Raw genomic sequence first — 17,535 nt, 5'->3', positions numbered from 1 at the left:
CGGCTAACCCCAGCGGAGCATGATCGTGCTCAAGGGTGGAAGCACGAGGTTCAAGGAGAAGGGGCGCCCATGGGATGGAACCTCTTCGGCCTGCAGAGCCCCGCCATTCCCAAGATTGCCGCCGCCGTAGATCGCCGCATCCGTATTGAGAACTTCATGCCACAGCCCTGATCTCGGCACTCCGATGCGATAGGACATCCTCGGAACGGGGGTCATGTTGCTGACGGCAAGAATGATGGAACTTCCATCCCGTGCCAGCCGCAGCATGGCAAAGACGGAATTTCCGGAATCGTCCACCACCGCCCATTCGAAGCCGCTGGGATCGGCATCGGTGCCATGGAGGGCCGGTTCGGTCGCATAGATGCGGTTGAGATCGCCGATGAGCCTTTGAACTCCGGCGTGCCGCGGATTGTCCAGCAACTCCCACGAGATCGAGGCATCGTGGTTCCACTCCCGCTCCTGTGCGATCTCGCCGCCCATGAACAGGAGTTTCTTGCCGGGGTGCGCCCACATATACCCGAAATAGGCCCGCAGATTTGCGAAGCGCTGCCACTCGTCGCCTGGCATCTTCCGGATCAGCGATCCTTTCCCGTGCACGACTTCATCATGCGACAGCGGAAGGATGAAGCGCTCGGAATAGGCATAGACCATACCGAACGTGAAGGCGCCGTGATTGTAGCTGCGGTAGACGGGGTCCTGCTCCACATAATGGAGCGTGTCGTGCATCCAGCCCATGTTCCATTTGAACGTGAACCCGAGCCCGCCCTCTTCCGCAGGTTTGGTAACGCCTGGGAATGCGGTGGATTCCTCCGCGATGGTGATCGCGCCGCCGCAGCGGTGGGACACGATGCTGTTGAGATGCTTGAAGAACTCGATGGACTCGAGATTCTCTCTGCCCCCGTACTTATTGGGAATCCACTCGCCCGCCTGGCGGCTGTAGTCGCGGTAGAGCATCGATGCGACAGCATCCACCCGAAGCGCATCGATGTGGAAGCGCTCCAGCCAATGAAGCGCGCTGGCGATCAGAAAGCCCTTCACCTCGTTGCGGCCGAGGTTGTAGATCAGGGTGTTCCAATCCTGGTGGAACCCTTCCCTGGGATCCTGATGCTCGTAGAGCGCCGTCCCGTCGAACTGCGCAAGCCCCCAGACATCGGTTGGGAAATGAGCCGGAACCCAGTCGAGGATCACGCCTATGCCAGCTTCATGGCAACGGTTCACGAACTCGGCGAAATCTTCCGGGGTCCCATACCGACCGGTTGGGGCGAAGAGGCCGAGGGGCTGATACCCCCAGGAGCCTCCGAACGGATACTCGGTGATCGGCAGAAGTTCAATATGGGTGAACCCCAGTCCGGCCACATAGGGGATCAGGCGATCCGCCAACTCGGTCCAGTCGAGGCTGCGGTTTCCTTCATTCTCCAGTCGCATCCAGGAACCGGCATGGACCTCGTAGACAGAGATCGGCGCGGTCTCAGTCTGGCGCGCAGCCCTCGCCGCCATCCACTCGGCGTCCGTCCAGCGGAAAGGCTCCGAACGAGCGACGACGGATGCCGAGCCGGGAGCAGGCTCGGCCGCTCGCGCAATGGGATCGGCCTTCTGCGGCAGCAGCTGTCCGTGCGGTCCGACCACCTCGAATTTGTAGCGCTCGCCGGGGCCAAGGCGCGGAATGAACAGCTCCCAGATTCCGGCCTCCCGACGCAGGCGCATGGGATTGCGCCGTCCATCCCAGCTGTTGAAGTCTCCCACCACCGAGACACGACGGGAATTCGGAGCCCAGACGGCAAATCGCACGCCAGCCACACCGTCGATGGTCATGGGCTGTGCGCCGAGGACGGAGCCTAGTTCGTAGTGAGTGCCCTGCCCGATCAGATGCAGATCGAGGTCGCCGAGGAGCAGGCCGAAGCTATAAGGATCTTCCATCTCCTGGACGGCATCGGGCCAGTGAACGCGCAACCTGTAGCGTTCTCGATGGTCGACCGTTCCGGCAAACAACCCATCCGCATGCACGAGATGCAACCGGTCAGGCTCTCCATCTGTGTCCCTCCGTAGAACCTCAACAGACTTCGCACCCGGCATAAAGACACGGACAATGCTTCCGCCGCCTGCGGGATGCTGCCCGAGGATCGAGAACGGGTCCCCATGCCGCCCCTCGACCAAAGCCTGAACATTGCCTGGCTCGATGCCGGCAAGGAGATTGTCACGTCCGGGCGTCATTCATGTCCTCCGCGTCCCGCGTCTGCGAGGCGATGCACAATATCGGACAAGCCTTGGAGGGGGATCGCCAACCATCTCGGACGGTTGGAAGCCTCATACTGGACCTCGTAGGCAGCCTTCTCAAGCAGGAACAGATCGAGGAGCGACCGGTGCCTGTCAGGCGAGAGCCCGAGCTGTGGAGCCTGAGCAGTAGCATCCCAGTAAGCATCCAGGAAAGCCCTTTGCGCTCCTGCATAGAAGTTCTTGAGCAGCGAGCCGCGGATGCCGCGGAATTGCGGAGACGAGATATCCTCCTCAGGCATAGATGCGGTGACGGCCACGTAATCAAGGGAGCGCAGCAATCCGGCAACGTCCCGGAGCGGGCTTGTCTTTGCGCGCCTTTCCTCCAGCTCGCGTACGGGTTCGCCCTCGAAGTCGATGATGTAGGCATCCCCCTGCGCGACAAGGACCTGGCCGAAGTGGAAGTCGCCGTGGATTCGCGTCAGGAGCGTTCCACGGCCAGCCTCCGCAAGCCGGTCCACAGCGGTGATCAGCTCATCACGATGTTCGAGGATGCTGTCGGCGAGCGCACCGGTCTCAGGATCCAGATCGCCCCGAACATTACTCAATATATCAAGAGCAGACACGAGCTGCTCCTGGGCTCTCGTTTTCCAGCCATCGATCTCCCCAGCTCCAGCCGCGATCGGCGCAAAGGCCTGATCGTCCGTCTGTGCAGCCAGAGCCACGTGCAACTCGCCGAGGCGCTGTCCCACGACTTCGGCGAAATTCTCGAGGGTGGTGAAGATACCTTCCTCAGGGATCGTGTCGTTTTCGATCAGCTCGTACTCGTCGAGGGTGCGCTTCAGATTCTCGAGCATCCAGTTCCAGGCATCACCCTGATTGCGGATAGCGCCCTGGACAATGGCGAGGGTATGCGGTGTCCCATCCTCGGAGACCCGCAGGACCTGCCCCAGGAGAGGAGCGGAGTTCTGATAGTCGACTTTCGTCAGATATTGCGTCATCTCCGCTTCCGGGTGCGTACCGGCAAACACGCGGCGTACGAGCTTGATCATCGCAAGGTCGCCGACGATCAACGAACTGTTCGACTGCTCGGCCGAGAGCCAGCGGATCGGAGCATCGGACGTGACCTGCATGCAATCCAGTTCGGGCGTGCCCTCGAACCGGATTTCTCCGTCCGGGGTCCCAACCGTCGATCTCTCGCACAAGGCCTGCAGGACCGCATGCGCCCACCGGTCGACGGCAAAGCCGTCGGTCAGGAAGCCGACCCGGGGTCCTCTGCGGACTCTGGCTAGTGCAAGCTGCTGCGGCAATGGCAATCCCCCGGCGCTTTCCCATGCGATGCCCAAGGGCATGAAGTAGCGCTCCGTGCGCTGGCCGACGATCGCCTCGATCTCGCCCATCAGCACATCCTCGGCGAACGGCATCGGCACCGTCCACGGAATGCGCGCTTCGTGCAGCGTCTCATTCTTGGAGGCGAACCAGCGCCGGATCGGCAGATAGGTGGGCAGGACGTCCCGGGCGATCAGCTGAATGTGCCGCTCCTCCAGGCCTCCCTGATGACCGCCTCGCAGAACCAGGGTTTCGAACTCGGTCAACTGCTCAGGAGGCGCTGTCCGCCATTGTGGGCTTTCGACCTCCGTCGTGAGCTGGAACCAATAGAAGCCGTAGGGCGGAAGGGTCAGCAGGTAGGTCAGCTGGCCAATGGGTGGGAACGGCGACGGGCCGGTCATCTCCACGGGAACCCGGCCGGCGAATGCCGACAGATCAAGCTCGACCGCCTGCGGCGTCCGCGACAGATTTGCGACGCACAGAATGGTCTCACCCTCGTGCTCGCGCAGATAGGCCAGGACCTTGCGGTTGGCCGGATACAGAAGCCGGAATGTGCCGCGGCCGAAAGCATGGTGATTGCGGCGCAGCATCAGCATGCGGCGCATCCAGTTCAGCAGCGAATGCTGGTCACGGCTCTGTGCCTCCACGTTGACGGACTCGAAACCGTAAACCGGGTCCATGATCGCCGGCAGCACGAGGCTTGCCGGATCCGCCCTGGAGAAGCCGCCATTTCGGTCCGGCGACCACTGCATGGGCGTGCGAACGCCGTCCCGGTCGCCGAGGTAGATGTTGTCGCCCATCCCGATTTCGTCGCCGTAATAGACGACGGGCGTTCCGGGCATGGACAGGAGGAGCGCATTCATCAGCTCGATGCGCCGGCGATCCCTCTGCATGAGAGGCGCCAGCCTGCGGCGGATGCCGAGATTAATGCGAGCCCGCTTGTCGGCCGCATAGGTGTTCCAGAGGTAGTCGCGCTCTTCGTCCGTCACCATCTCGAGCGTCAGCTCGTCATGGTTGCGGAGAAAGATCGCCCATTGGCATTTCTCGGGAATTTCAGGTGTCTGGCGCAGAATATCGGTGATGGGAAAGCGGTCTTCCTTCGCGATAGCCATGTACATGCGCGGCATCAGCGGGAAATGGAAGGCCATGTGGCATTCGTCGCCGTCGCCGAAGTATTCCTGAGTGTCCTCCGGCCATTGATTGGCCTCCGCCAGCAGCATCCGGTCTGGATAGGTGGCATCGAGCGCTGCGCGGATCTTCTTGAGAACCACGTGGGTCTCCGGAAGATTCTCGTTGTTGGTGCCTTCCCGCTCGATGAGATAGGGAATGGCATCGAGGCGCAGCCCGTCGATGCCCATGTCGAGCCAGAACCGCATGACGCTCAGGACTTCCTTGAGGACACGCGGATTGTCGAAGTTCAGATCCGGCTGATGCGAATAGAAACGGTGCCAGAAATAGGCACCTGCCGCCGAATCCCAGGTCCAGTTCGATTTCTCGGTGTCGAGAAAGATGATCCGCGTCTCCGGATACTTCTGGTCCGTGTCGGACCAGACATAGAAGTCCCGTTCCTTTGAGCCGGGCTTTGCGTGGCGTGCGCGCTGGAACCAGGGATGCTGGTCGGACGTGTGGTTGATCACCAGCTCCGTAATGACGCGCAGCCCTCGGGCATGGGCTTCCCGCACGAAGGTCTTGAACTCCTTCAAGCTGCCATAGTCGGGGCTGACATCGCGGTACTCGGCTATGTCATAGCCGTCATCGAGCCGGGGTGACGGATAGAACGGCAGCAGCCAGATGGTGTTCACCCCAAGGGAGGCGATGTAATCCAGCTTAGCGAGCAGGCCTGCGAAGTCGCCGATGCCGTCGTTGTTGGCATCGAAGAACGACTTCACATGCAGCTGATAGATGATCGCATCCTTGTACCAGAGCGGATCGGTTCCAAGGGTGGTCTCGCTCTTGAGGGACGTGTCGTTCTTCTTGAGCATTCTTGTCAGTCCTTAGGGGCTATGCGCCAGATCGAGAAAGGAAGTTCGCCCGGATCGCAGCGGATGCGCTGATACTTGCCAGTCCAGGTGAAGCGGTGTTGACGCACGAGATCCTCGACCGCCACGGAGCCATGATCCGGCAGGCCGAACTTCCAGAGAGGCAGCTCCACATCGGCCTCCTGCACATTGTGGGGATCGAAGCTGACCGCCACGAGCAGGACGTTCTCACGCCCGGGTGTCGCCTTCTCATAGAAGATGATTTTATCGTTCGAGGCGTTGAGGAAAGAGATGTTGAGGTGCGTATGCAGGGCCGGGTTGTCGTGCCGGATCCGGTTCAGAATCGAGATCTCCCGGATGATGTTGCCGGGTCGATCCCAGTCCCACGCGCGGAGCTCATACTTCTCGCTGTCTGCGTATTCCTTCTTCTTGACGTCGGGCCGCCCTTCGCAGAGCTCAAACCCGCTGTACATTCCCCAAAGCCCGGAGAGCGTCGTGGCAAGAGCCGCACGGATCAGGTAGGCGGAACGAGGCGCATCCTGCAGGAAATCCGGGTTGATGTCGGGCGTGTTCACGAAGAAATGCGGCCGGAAGAAATCCTTCGGCGCCGTCTGCGAGAGCTCGTTCAGGTACTCCGCCATCTCCGCCTTCTCGTTGCGCCACGTGAAGTAGGTGTAGGATTGTGAGAAGCCGATCTTGGCGAGCCTGTACATGATCTTCGGCCGCGTGAAGGCCTCCGACAGGAAGGCAACATCCGGGTGGTCGCGGCGCACTTCCCCGATCAGCCACTCCCAGAACGGGAATGGCTTCGTATGGGGATTGTCGATCCGGAAGAGCTTCACCCCCTGTTCGACCCAGAGCAGAATGGTGTCACGCAGCTCAATCCACAGGGACGGCATCGCGCCCTTGGCATAAAAGTCCACGTTGACGATGTCCTCGTACTTCTTGGGCGGATTCTCCGCGTACTTGATCGTTCCATCCGGCCGCCAGTCGAACCAGTCCGGGTGCTCCTTCAGCCATGGGTGATCCGGAGAGGCCTGAACTGCAATATCTAAGGCAAGCTCCAGCCCGTGATCGGCGGCAGCGGCAACGAGACGCCGGAAGTCCTCGAACGTACCGAGCTCAGGGTGAATGGCGTCATGACCACCCGCCTCGGAACCGATGGCGTAAGGGCTGCCCGGATCGTCCGGACCTGCGTTAAGGCTGTTGTTGGGGCCCTTCCGGTGTGTTCGACCGATGGGGTGGATCGGCGTCATGTAGAGAACGTCGAACCCCATGTTGCGGATATATGGGAGCTTGCGGATCACATCATCGAACGTGCCATGACGCTTGGGATCATCGCTCATCGAGCGCGGGAACAGCTCGTACCAGCTGGCGAACCCGGCAGCCGTGCGTTCGGCATCGATGGAGATCGCCTGGGAGCGCAGCATGAACGGCCGCCGGTCCGCGGCCGTCATGACATCCGATGTCTCCGGCGCCAGAAGGATCTCGAGGCGGGCGCCATAATCCGCATCGACGAGCCTGTCGGCTAGGCTGTGGATGCGGTCGGCGATGTCACCCTGGACGTCGGCCCTTGCCTCTTCGACCAGGAGACGCCCCTCCTCCAGTTCCAGGGTCACGTCGAGACCGGCAGCGTATTTCTTTTCCAGTTCCGACCGGAAGATCGCGAAGGGATCACGCCAGGCCTGAACGACAAATTCGTGTCGACCCAGCCGCTCCAGCGGGAATTCCGCGCTCCAGCGGTCATTGACCAGGAGGGTCATGCGGGTTTCGCGCCACTGTTCCTCGTCGACAGCACGCCAAGCCAATGCGGCCATCAGAGGATCGTGACCATCGCCGAAGATGTCCGCCTCCACCCTGATCACTTCACCGACGATCCGCTTGACCGGGAACGCGCCTCCATCCACGGCTGGCGTGACATTCTCGATGACGAGCCGCGGTGCCACGATGGCCTGGTCGACAGCCGGCACTGATACCGCTCCTCTAATCGGCCTGGGGGGATGGCCCTCGAAAATCCTGACCTCGCCCGGATCGAGTCTGACAGTCGTTACCGGAGTGAGTTCGAAGCCGCCCTCACCCACCTCGCGAAACGGCATGAACTGGGCGCCGCTCTCCGACGCCAGGAACGCACCGGTTGCCTGGGCTGTCCGCCGGAGATCGGAGTTCGCGACGATCAGACGGGCTGCCTTGCTTTGCCGCACATCCTCCGCGTCTGTCCTCAGCAAAGCGGTCACCGGGGATGCATGCCCTACGACGAGATGCACCGGCTTGCAGGCGAACTGCTTATCATTGCCGGCGAGCAACTGGTTCGCCGCGCGGACCTCTCCCGTGAGTTCAAAGGCGATCCGTTCTCGCAGCCCCTTCAGTCCAGCTCCATCGCCGCGGGTCGGGTCGAATCTGTCCCGGCAACCGAATTCGAAGCCCATCGGCACGAGAAGGCCGTCACCGACGGACGCAGCAAGCCGCAACGCGCGGGTTGCGCGGCGCTCCAGCACATCCAGAGGCTCCACCTCGTGAGTGATGCGCTTGTCGAAGGGGACCTCCGGAAAGGCAATTTCGTAGCCGATGCTCCTCAGTTGTTCGTGTTCGTCGGCAATCCAGCTTTCCTTCAAGTCCCACCAGCACAGCGAGGAAAACGTCCCACTGAAGCCGGCACCACGGAGCGCCTGCCTTGATTGAAAGTTCGTTCCGGGGGTCCAGGCAAGAAATTGAAGATCGGGCGCGTGTCCTCTGACATCCGCTATGAAGCGCCTCAAAGCGGACGCAGGGACCCTGTCCCAGTGCAGGCAGCGAAAGCCTGTGATCCCAGCAGCGATGAGAGCACGCAGGCGCTCGGCCAGAGTTTTCAGGTGCGGATGATCGTCCGGGCCACCGCCATCGAACGGGATGATCACGGCTTCCCTTTCAGCAGGGTCCTGCCGTGGATCGAGGATGTCCGGGATTGGGGCATCGAGGCCGAGTTCGCGGGCGAAGGCGCTGTCAGCCGCCACCCGGTCAAGAACGAGGTCAAGCGCCAGGCCGAGGTTGCGGGCTCTGGCCTTTTCGGCAACCCGCGCAAGCCCATCCGCCGCCTCGCCGTGACCGAGGCTCGGGTGGAGCCGGGTCATGTCCCGTGGCAGGAAGATGCTGCCGCCATGTCCCGGCTCGAATGGCGGAGCCATCAGGATGGTGTCGAAACCCAGGGCGGCTGCGTGATCGAAGATCTCATCCCAGTTGTCCAAGGGTCCGGCCAGCAGCGGGTGTACGTAGTAGATCCGCGGAGCCTTGCGGCTTACGTCTTTCGTCCGCGCGATCTGGGAGCTTGCGAGGAGGCTGTCTGCTGGTGACACGGTTCGGCCCTGTCGCTATTCGATTGGATCAACCTGGGGTGAGTTCACCACCGGCATCGGAAAGACCGAGTTCTGACCGGCAGAGCCTCCCTGTCAGAAACAAGCCCCCTTGGCTTTGGTTCCTGTTCCCATCCAGATCGCTCGCGGCACTCTCAACGGAACTTGTCCGACCGAGGCCATGCAGCGGGAAATTCGAGGGCGACCTTAAGCCGGCGCAGCTTCGGAGAAGGGATACCGTCCATTCTCTGCGTTTGTTGAGATATGCGGTTCCAAGCCTCCATCGGAAGTGTCGCTCAAACTGGCGAGGAAATGCTGGCACCAGGCCTCGACGGTGTTGCTCCGCAACCGGGCCATCATCGAATCCCACCGTTCCCGCCTTTCCTCCAGCGGCATCCGGAGAGCCCGTGCAATCGCTGCAGCGCAGGCTTCCGTATCGTAGGGATTGACGAGAATGGCGCCGTCGAGCTCGTGCGCTGCGCCTGCAAAGCGCGACAGGATCAGGACGCCGGGGTCTTCCGGTTGCTGAGCCGCGACGAACTCCTTTGCAACGAGGTTCATCCCATCGCGCAACGGTGTCACGAGGCCAATCTGGGACATGCGATACAACCCGGCAAGGGCTGCATGCCCAACGGTTCTGTTGACATACCGCACGGGGGTCCAGTCGACCTCCCCGAGGCTTCCGTTGGTCCACCCCGCCTGCTCCGCAATCTCACGCTGCATGCGCTGGTATTCGGGAACATCCGAGCGAGATTTCGGGGTGATCTGGATGTAGGTAACGCGGTTGCGGAAGTCCGGGTTGGACTTGACGAAACAGGAGAACGCCTCGATCCGCTGCTTCAAACCTTTTGAATAGTCGAGCCGGTCCACCCCGATGATCAAAGCCCGGTCGCCGAGGCTCGCCTTGGTTCGGCGCACGAGAGCATTCCGTTCGGCGTTGGCGGCGGCACGAACAAAGGTTTCGGTGTCGATCCCCACCGGAAAGGCGCCGATCCGAACCTTATGACCGTCGATCTCGTGCTCTCCCGTTCCCGTTGAGGCTCCGATGTTCTCACGGATCAGGCAGCGCTGAAAATTCTCCGCATCCTGTGGTGTGTGAAAGCCGACCAGATCATAGGCGCCGAACCCTTGGAGAAGCTGCTGGTACGCTGGCAAAGCGCTGGCCACATCAGAGGGCGGCCATGGAATATGGAGGAAGAAGCCAATCCGGTTCTTGAAACCCAACCGCCGGAGCTCCGCAGCCAGGGGGATGAAATGATAATCATGAACCCAGATCACGTCGTCGGGCCGCAGCAATGGGGCCAGAGAGGCCGCAAAGGCTCGGTTGACCCGGAAGTATCCGTCGAGCTCTTGCCGCTCGATCTGAACGAGATCCAGCCTGTAATGGCAGACAGGCCACAACGCCCGATTGGCGAAGCCTGCATAATACTCGTCGTAGTCCTGCTGGGAGAGATCCAGAACCGCAAAGGTGATGTTGCCGGCCTGCGAGACCTTCGCTTGGTCGGAGGGGCTCTCGACCGTCTCGCCGGACCAGCCGAACCAGAGGCCGCCGCTTTGCTTCAACGCCCCCTCGAGCGCAACGGTCAGGCCGCCCGCCTTGCTTGTCCCCTCCTTGGGCACAGGAACCCGGTTCGAGACCACGACCAGACGCTGCTGATGGGACGGGGAAGCTTGTCTCTTGCTCCGGCCCGTTCGGGGCGGCCTCTTGGCTTTTGCAGGAGATTGATCCGGCGCTTCAGGCGGACTCTCCACCGGAGACGGAACCGCCCGATTCTGTGCTTCTCGCGTGATGTCTGGAATGTCGGCCATGACCTGACCTTGAACGAATGGTGAAGGTTAAACCATCCGAGCCGGAGGCAGTTCCCGCCGGCGCAAAATAAGCTGTTGGACCTTCGCATCCTTCAGCAACAACCTTGGCCTGAAAGAAAATTACGCCGTGAACTGCGGCGAGGCGTCACGCTCTCTGGGTAATTTGATAACTATTGTTGAGTATCATTCTGAAGTTGCTATCGGTCTGTTAAAAGAATGCCGACACAATACAGGCGAGATCGTTTCTTGCTTGATAATTGCAGACTAGGGGTTGCCTGTGGAGAGTTTCGATCAAAGCCTATTGCCCTCCGCCCTTCATCGTGACGAGGCTGAGCCCACCTATGCGGCGAGCGAGCCGTCACGTCCGGCGAGGGACCCCGAAACGGAAGCGTTCCAGCAGGCGATCCTGGCGAAGCTGACCTATGACGTCGGCACGAACCCGGCTCATGCGACCGATCACGACTGGTTCACCGCAACGGCCTTGGCCGTGCGCGACCGCGCCATGGATCGCTGGATGGTGTCCAAAGGGCAGAACCAGGCCGGTCACAAGCACGTCTGCTACTTCTCGCTCGAGTTCCTGATCGGGCGGCTGCTGTCCGATACCCTCAACAATCTCCGTCTGACCGATTGCGCCAGAGACGCTCTCGCCGGGCTCGGGGTCGATCTGGATCGCATCCGCGCGATCGAACCGGACGCTGCCCTTGGAAATGGCGGCCTCGGTCGGCTCGCCGCCTGCTTCATGGAGAGCATGGCCAGCCTTGAGCTCCCGGCCTACGGCTACGGGATTCGCTACGAGCACGGCCTGTTCCGCCAAGGCCTCCGGGACGGATGGCAGCAGGAGCTTCCCGAAGACTGGCTCGTTCGGGGAAATCCATGGGAGTTCGAGCGCTCGGATCTGGTTTATCAGGTGCCGTTTGGCGGCTTCGTCGAGGAGATGCCCGCATCGGACGGACCGGCAGGCTTTGTCTGGAGGCCCGCCGAAGCCATTCAGGCGGCTGCCTTCGATACTCCCGTGGTCGGATGGCGCGGCAATCACGTCAACACCCTAAGGCTTTGGTCGGCCCGGGCCGCCGAGCCGCTGCGGCTCGATGCCTTCAATTCAGGCGACCATGTCGGCGCGCTCGCCGACCGGACCCGTGCCGAAGCGATCTCCCGCGTGCTCTACCCCGGCGACGAGACGGAGGCCGGACGGGAGCTGCGCCTGCGCCAGGAGTTCTTCTTCACCTCGGCCTCCCTGCAGGACCTGCTGGCCCGGCACATCCGGCTGCATGGGGATCTCCACACGCTGCCTGATCGCGCAGCAATCCAGATGAACGATACTCACCCGGCTCTCGCCGTAGCGGAGCTGATGCGCCTTCTGGTGGATGAGCATCATCTTGCGTGGGACGGTGCTTGGGCGATTACGACCAGAACGCTGAACTACACAAACCACACCCTCATGCCCGAGGCCCTCGAGCGTTGGCCCGTGTCGTTGATGGAGCGGCTTCTCCCGCGCCACCTTCAGATCATCTATCATATCAACTGGCTGCACCTGGAGCCTTTGATCCGCCGGTCGGCCGATGTCGAGCTCATCAAGGCCGTTTCGATGATCGACGAGAGCCAGGGCCGGTATGTGCGCATGGGCCATCTGGCGTTCATCGGCGCCCATAAGGTCAATGGTGTGTCGGCGCTCCATACCGGCTTAATGCGCCAGACGGTGTTCCGCGATCTCAATGCGCTCTACCCGGGTCGCATCGTCAACAAGACGAACGGTATCACCTTCCGTCGATGGCTTCATCAGGCGAACCCGCAACTGACGCAGCTCCTGGTGCAGGAACTCGGCGAGGCGGTTCTGGACGATCCAGGAGCCTTGATCAGACTCGAGAGGCTGGCGGACGACAGCGCCTTCCAGGACCGGTTCAGGAACCAGCGCCGCGCATCGAAGGTGAATCTGGCCAAGGTTGTAGCCGAGCGGACGGGGGTGCAGATCGATCCGGACGCCCTGTTCGACGTCCATATCAAACGAATCCACGAATATAAGCGCCAGCTTCTCAACATCCTGGAAGCGATTGCACTCTACGATGCCATCCGGTCGGAACCCGAGCGGAATTGGGTGCCACGGGTCAAGATCTTCGCAGGCAAGGCCGCAGCCAGCTATCACCGCGCAAAGCTGATCATCAAGCTCGCCAACGATGTCGCCAGGACCATCAATTCCGACCCTGTCGTGTCCGGCCGTCTGAAGGTCGTTTTTCTTCCCAACTACAATGTCAGCCTGGCTGAGGCGATCATCCCTGCGGCGGACCTGTCCGAGCAGATCTCGACCGCCGGCATGGAGGCATCCGGCACCGGCAACATGAAGCTTGCCCTGAACGGCGCCCTCACGATCGGCACCCTCGACGGAGCGAACATCGAGATCCGCGAGTGTGTCGGAGCCGACAACATCTTCATCTTCGGGATGACCGCCGACGAGGTCGAGACATTCCACAAAGCCGGGATGCACCGCGACCGGTCGGAATGGTCGCCCCGATTTGAGAGAGCCATCAACCTGATGACGTCCGGGACCTTCTCGCCGGACGATCCGCACCGGTTCGACTCCCTGGCGCATGCCCTGTCGTTCGACGACACGTTCATGGTGGCTGCCGACTTCGACTCCTACTGGACGACCCAACGCCAGGTCGACGAGCTTTGGCAGCAGCCTTCCGCGTGGAGCCGAGCCAGCGTGCTGAACACCTCCAGGGTCGGCTGGTTCTCATCCGATCGTACGATCCGCGAATATGCCGATGAAATCTGGAAGGTTCCTGTCTGAACGAAAGCCAAGGATGGGAACTTTGATCCCGATTTGACCTTATGGAATAAAACCCCTGTCGGGAGACGAGGGGTTGATTGGTAGCCTCGTGGAGCCTGCCATGATCCACAAGTACGAAGTCGGCCAATCTGTCGTTCCGGCAAGCCCTCTGCGTCCGAGCCGGAACACCTATGTCGTCGTGAAGCAGCTCCCTCTCACGTCCTATGAACCGCAATACTGGATTCAGGGCGTCAGAAGCGGAGTGGATTGCGTCGTATGCGAGTCCCAGATCCAAGCCGCTGACGATCACCAGCCGCGACTGTCATTCGCAGCCTTGGGAGCCCTGGGGGCGAGAGCTCCAACCCGCAAATCTGCATAACAGTGGTCTAACGCAGCAGCACTCTGCGGACGGGCCGAGATCCGCATCTCGGCCCGTCCGACGTAGAACGCATCAGAAGCTGTTGTTCGTGTGGCTTGCCGCCTCGACATTGTCGTGGCTACGGAAGTGGCGGCCTCCAGACGCGGAGTGGGGTGCCGGGCGCCATGCCTGGGCTTCTGTGGGACGCCGGTTGGATCCCGCATGCCAAAGCCGTACGGGAGAAGCGCCGGATGTACGCCGGCCCAGCATCCATCCCAATGCACAACCAAGTCCTCCGACAAGGAGCAAAGCAGCAACCGGGTGTTCCTGCACCGGGCGAGCTATGGTTTCGGTCCCTTGCCGGTAGTAGCGCTCAGCCTCAGGCACATAGCGCCTGCCCCGCTCCAGGTAAGTTCGGCTTCGCTGATAAAGGTCACGGGCAGTGTCGGCGGCCTGCTCGGCTGTTGAGTGAAGAATGCTCGAGGATGGCTCCTCAAGCCCTTGCCCTGGGGGCGCAGGCACCTCATTCAGTGAGTCAGGCTCGCATTCTGACGCAACACTTTTCGAGGCTGACGTGGTCCAAGCGGGCGGGTCGCTGGCAGGAAAACTGTCGTCGACCGTGTCATCCACGTGGCGCTGTTGGATCGGTTTCTGCTCGTTCTGTGCGTCCACAGGGCGCTTCTGATCGATCTTCTCATCGGGCATCGGAGCCTCCATCAAGCTTCACAGAGCAATGGCGCTCAAGATAAATGGTTCCGAGCGGGGGATCCCTGATGACGGACCGACCAACAGGGAGCAGTCCGGCTGGGCCCGGCTTTGTATTTGCCACGCGCCGGCAAGGCTGATGCACTTGATCCTGAGGAAGCCACTGATGCCGTGCAGGTGCGCCGTCCGGCGTCACACATTCTCCCGCTGCACCAGAAGAATGAAACTTTTCAGCTCCTCAACACGATGGTCAACAGCCTTCAGCTGCCCGGTCATAACACAGCTTCCACAAGGTGGATGACGGCAGGCGCTCCAAGCGACACGCCCGAGAGGAACAGAAGAATGAATACGATGCGGCGCATCGTGGCCGCCGAAACCGGGGGCGGCCAGCGACGTGCCGCATAGGTCGCGCCCATAACCGCCGGAATGGCAAAAAGACCCGTGAGGTTCGAGCCGGATGGCAGGTCGCCGGAGAGCACCACGAGACCGATGCGGAAGACGGCATTGAGGGCAAAGACGGTGACGAGGGTTTCCCGGATCCTCACCAGGGGCATGGGCTGGCGGTAGAAATGGTAGACCAGCGGCGGCCCTGCGGTTGAAAACATCCCGCCCATGAGGCCAGCGATGGAGCCGAAGAAGAGGAACGATCCGTCACGTGACTGCTTCGCAAGCGGCTCCGGCTTTCGCGCCAGTTGCAGGCTCGAGACGATGATCACGAGCCCGAGGATCAGGCGCAGAAGATCGGCACGGGTTCCGGCAAGCCATTCCAGCAGCCAATAGCCGACGAAGAGCATTGGAATGCTGGCGGCCATGACGAAGGCGAACTCCCGCCACGCCACGTCGCGCCAGCCCTTCAGCAGCATCTGCGTGGCGTTCACCAGGGTCAGCACGCTGACGATCATGGCGGCATCGGGCAACGACAGAAGACCTGTCAGCCCAACGCCCCCCATGGTGATGAGGCCAAAGGCGAAACCGGTGAGAGTCTGAGCATAAGCGGCGGCGCCCGCCAGCAGAAGAAAGCCGATGAGTTCCGCAACCGACATCGCTCAGATTGTCCTCAGGCCTGCGAACAGCTCCGCGAAACGAGAGCCCACTCGATAGAATACGGGCGGCTGGCCGAAGGGCGCGGGTACGGTCACGTCTCTTCCGCCCGTAAAGGTCTCGTCCGTCCAGACATGAACCCAATCCGCTCCCGCGGGCAGGTAGGTGCTCCAATCCGTCTTCCCGGCCTGCGAGACAGGAGCAACGAGCAGGTCCGCGCCATAGAGATAGGCGTCCTGAATGGCATAGGTACGGGCATCGTCCTCGAAATGGAGGAAGAGCGGCCGCTGGACCGGCAGGCCTCGCGTGGAGGCCTCCGCCACGAGAGACTTCAGGTAGGGCACGAGATGCACATAAATCTGCGTCATCCGGGCGAAATGAGCCATCACCTGCGGGTCCTGATCGATCTGCAGGTTGTCGCGCGGGCGGTTGCCCTCGTGGGTGCGCATCACAGGCGTGAAGGCTCCCATCTCAGCCCAGCGCATGATGAGCTCCGCCGTGCGCACATTGCCGAAAAGGCTCGTATAGCCGCCGATATCCGAGTGATGGTAGGCATTGCCAAGGAGCCCCGACGAAAGCGCGCCGGAGATGACCGTGACGAGCCCGTCGTGGCGGGTGAAGTCGACCGATTGGTCACCTGCCCAAAGCAGCGGACAGTGCTTCTGCACCCCCGTGAAACCGGCCCGCATGAAGAACAGGATTTCGCCGGTCTTTCCCCTGCTCTCGACGGCGCGGGCATTCACCTCGGCCCACAGCGTCGGCCAAGCATTGTGCATGATCTTGGCATCGACGCTGTTGGCGAGCTTCACGTCGATGGGAAGATACTCGCCAAAATCGGCCATCCAGCCGGAGAGACCGAAATCGATCATGTTCTGACCGATGACGCGGTCAGCGAACCAGGCAGAGGCCTCCGGGTTCGTGAAGTCGACGACGCCGCAATCGAACTCGCCGAAATCGACAAGAGCCGTTTTGCCGTTCTCATCCGTCGCGAAGTAGCCTGCAGCCTCCGCCTCCGGGAACAGGGAGCCGTCGACGGCGAGGTAGGGGTTTACATAGCCGAGGAAGCGGATGCCGCGATCCTCAAGCTCAGCGATACGCTGGCGCAGCGCCGGATAGCGATCATCATTGGCTTTCCAATCCCAGAAGAGCCGTGCACCGAAGGAGGTGTGGCGCAGCCCCACCCAATCCTCGCACCATAGGCCTGAGACTTTCGTGCCTGCCGCGATGATGCGCTCAAGCCGCTCGAAGGAATTGGCCCCGTCCTTGAGCCCGATGATCGCGCCGCCATAGACCCATTCCGGCAGCGGCGGCTGACGGCCGAAGCGTTCGGCCATGGCCTCGACGAGCGCAATGAACGTCGGGCGAGCGGTGAGTTCGATGCGCTCTGGAACGGCCCAGATCTCGATCTCATGAAAGTCGCCGCGGCGAAAATCGAAGGCCGAGTAGGCACTCGTCTCCACGTGCAACGCATAGCGATACGATGAGAGGTAGGTCGGCTGCGGATAGTTGGTGTTCCAATAGTCGCCGCCCGACTTGCCGGTGACATCGGCCTTGAAGGTGATCTCTGTGGTCTTGTCGCGGCCCACCCCAGGCTCGGAGGTCCAGAGGGGAAAGCGCCGGCCGCGCATGTCGAAATAAGACATCTGCTCGCCGCCGCCCCACACATGCTCGCCGTCCTCCGCGGCGATGCGGATCCAGAGCCGGTTGATGGCGGAATCATCAGACCGAAAAGCGATGGCGCCGTTGCGCTCGTCGCCGGATACCTGCAGGGTCAAGCGCGGCTTCTGCCCGGGCGCATTCGAGAAAGCGATTTCGGAGCCCGACACGACCGCATGCGACAGGGGCGTGCGCTCGATGACGTAATCCTCGATGTCGAAGTTGCCGCGATACATGTCCATGCGTGCATCGCCCTGGCCGACGAAGAGGCACGGGGCCTCGCTGCGGTGGCGCAGGATCAGCCTGCCGTCGAGGACGAGGTCGAAGCCGTCGGAAGTGGTCTGGATCTTCATGGCA

At 61.7% G+C, this 17,535-nt stretch carries 7 protein-coding genes; 1 reads left to right on the top strand and 6 read right to left on the bottom strand.

The window, feature by feature from the left end:
* Positions 1 to 3: 3 nt before the first annotated feature.
* The 4 genes from glgB to otsA all read right to left on the bottom strand — a co-directional run bounded on the left by glgB (position 4) and on the right by otsA (position 10,486).
* Entirely contained in the window at positions 4 to 2,211 is a 2,208-nt protein-coding gene (gene glgB / locus MA07_RS16205; RefSeq protein ID WP_036353078.1) for a 1,4-alpha-glucan branching protein GlgB, read from the bottom strand.
* The gene (gene treS, locus MA07_RS16200; protein WP_036353076.1) at positions 2,208 to 5,522 is read right to left on the bottom strand and encodes a maltose alpha-D-glucosyltransferase; all 3,315 of its coding nucleotides are present in this window, start codon (positions 5,520 to 5,522) and stop codon (positions 2,208 to 2,210) included. Before treS ends, glgB begins: the two co-directional genes overlap by 4 nt.
* Positions 5,523 to 5,527: 5 nt before the next feature.
* Entirely contained in the window at positions 5,528 to 8,812 is a 3,285-nt protein-coding gene (locus MA07_RS16195) for a maltotransferase domain-containing protein (RefSeq protein WP_036353571.1), read from the bottom strand.
* A 240-nt stretch (positions 8,813 to 9,052) separates the two neighbouring features.
* Positions 9,053 to 10,486: an alpha,alpha-trehalose-phosphate synthase (UDP-forming) gene (otsA, locus tag MA07_RS16190; RefSeq protein ID WP_244445269.1), complete on the bottom strand. Its 1,434-nt coding sequence runs from the start codon at positions 10,484 to 10,486 to the stop codon at positions 9,053 to 9,055.
* Between the two features lie 469 nt (positions 10,487 to 10,955).
* Here otsA and MA07_RS16185 point away from each other — a divergent pair, with 469 nt between their 5' ends.
* On the top strand, positions 10,956 to 13,439 hold the full coding sequence (locus tag MA07_RS16185; RefSeq protein WP_052003226.1) for a glycogen/starch/alpha-glucan phosphorylase: 2,484 nt from the start codon (positions 10,956 to 10,958) through the stop codon (positions 13,437 to 13,439).
* 1,314 nt (positions 13,440 to 14,753) lie between these two features.
* Here MA07_RS16185 and MA07_RS16180 read toward each other — a convergent pair.
* Positions 14,754 to 15,524: a sulfite exporter TauE/SafE family protein gene (locus MA07_RS16180; RefSeq protein ID WP_036353072.1), complete on the bottom strand. Its 771-nt coding sequence runs from the start codon at positions 15,522 to 15,524 to the stop codon at positions 14,754 to 14,756.
* 3 nt (positions 15,525 to 15,527) lie between these two features.
* A complete protein-coding gene (locus tag MA07_RS16175; RefSeq protein ID WP_036353069.1) occupies positions 15,528 to 17,531 on the bottom strand; it encodes an alpha-glucosidase in 2,004 nt (667 codons plus the stop codon).
* Positions 17,532 to 17,535: the final 4 nt, after the last annotated feature.

The organism is Microvirga sp. BSC39, assembly GCF_000739015.1.
Lineage (GTDB): Bacteria > Pseudomonadota > Alphaproteobacteria > Rhizobiales > Beijerinckiaceae > Microvirga.
Note: the sequence above shows the minus strand (reverse complement) of the source record. Positions and strands in the feature narration are given on the sequence as shown.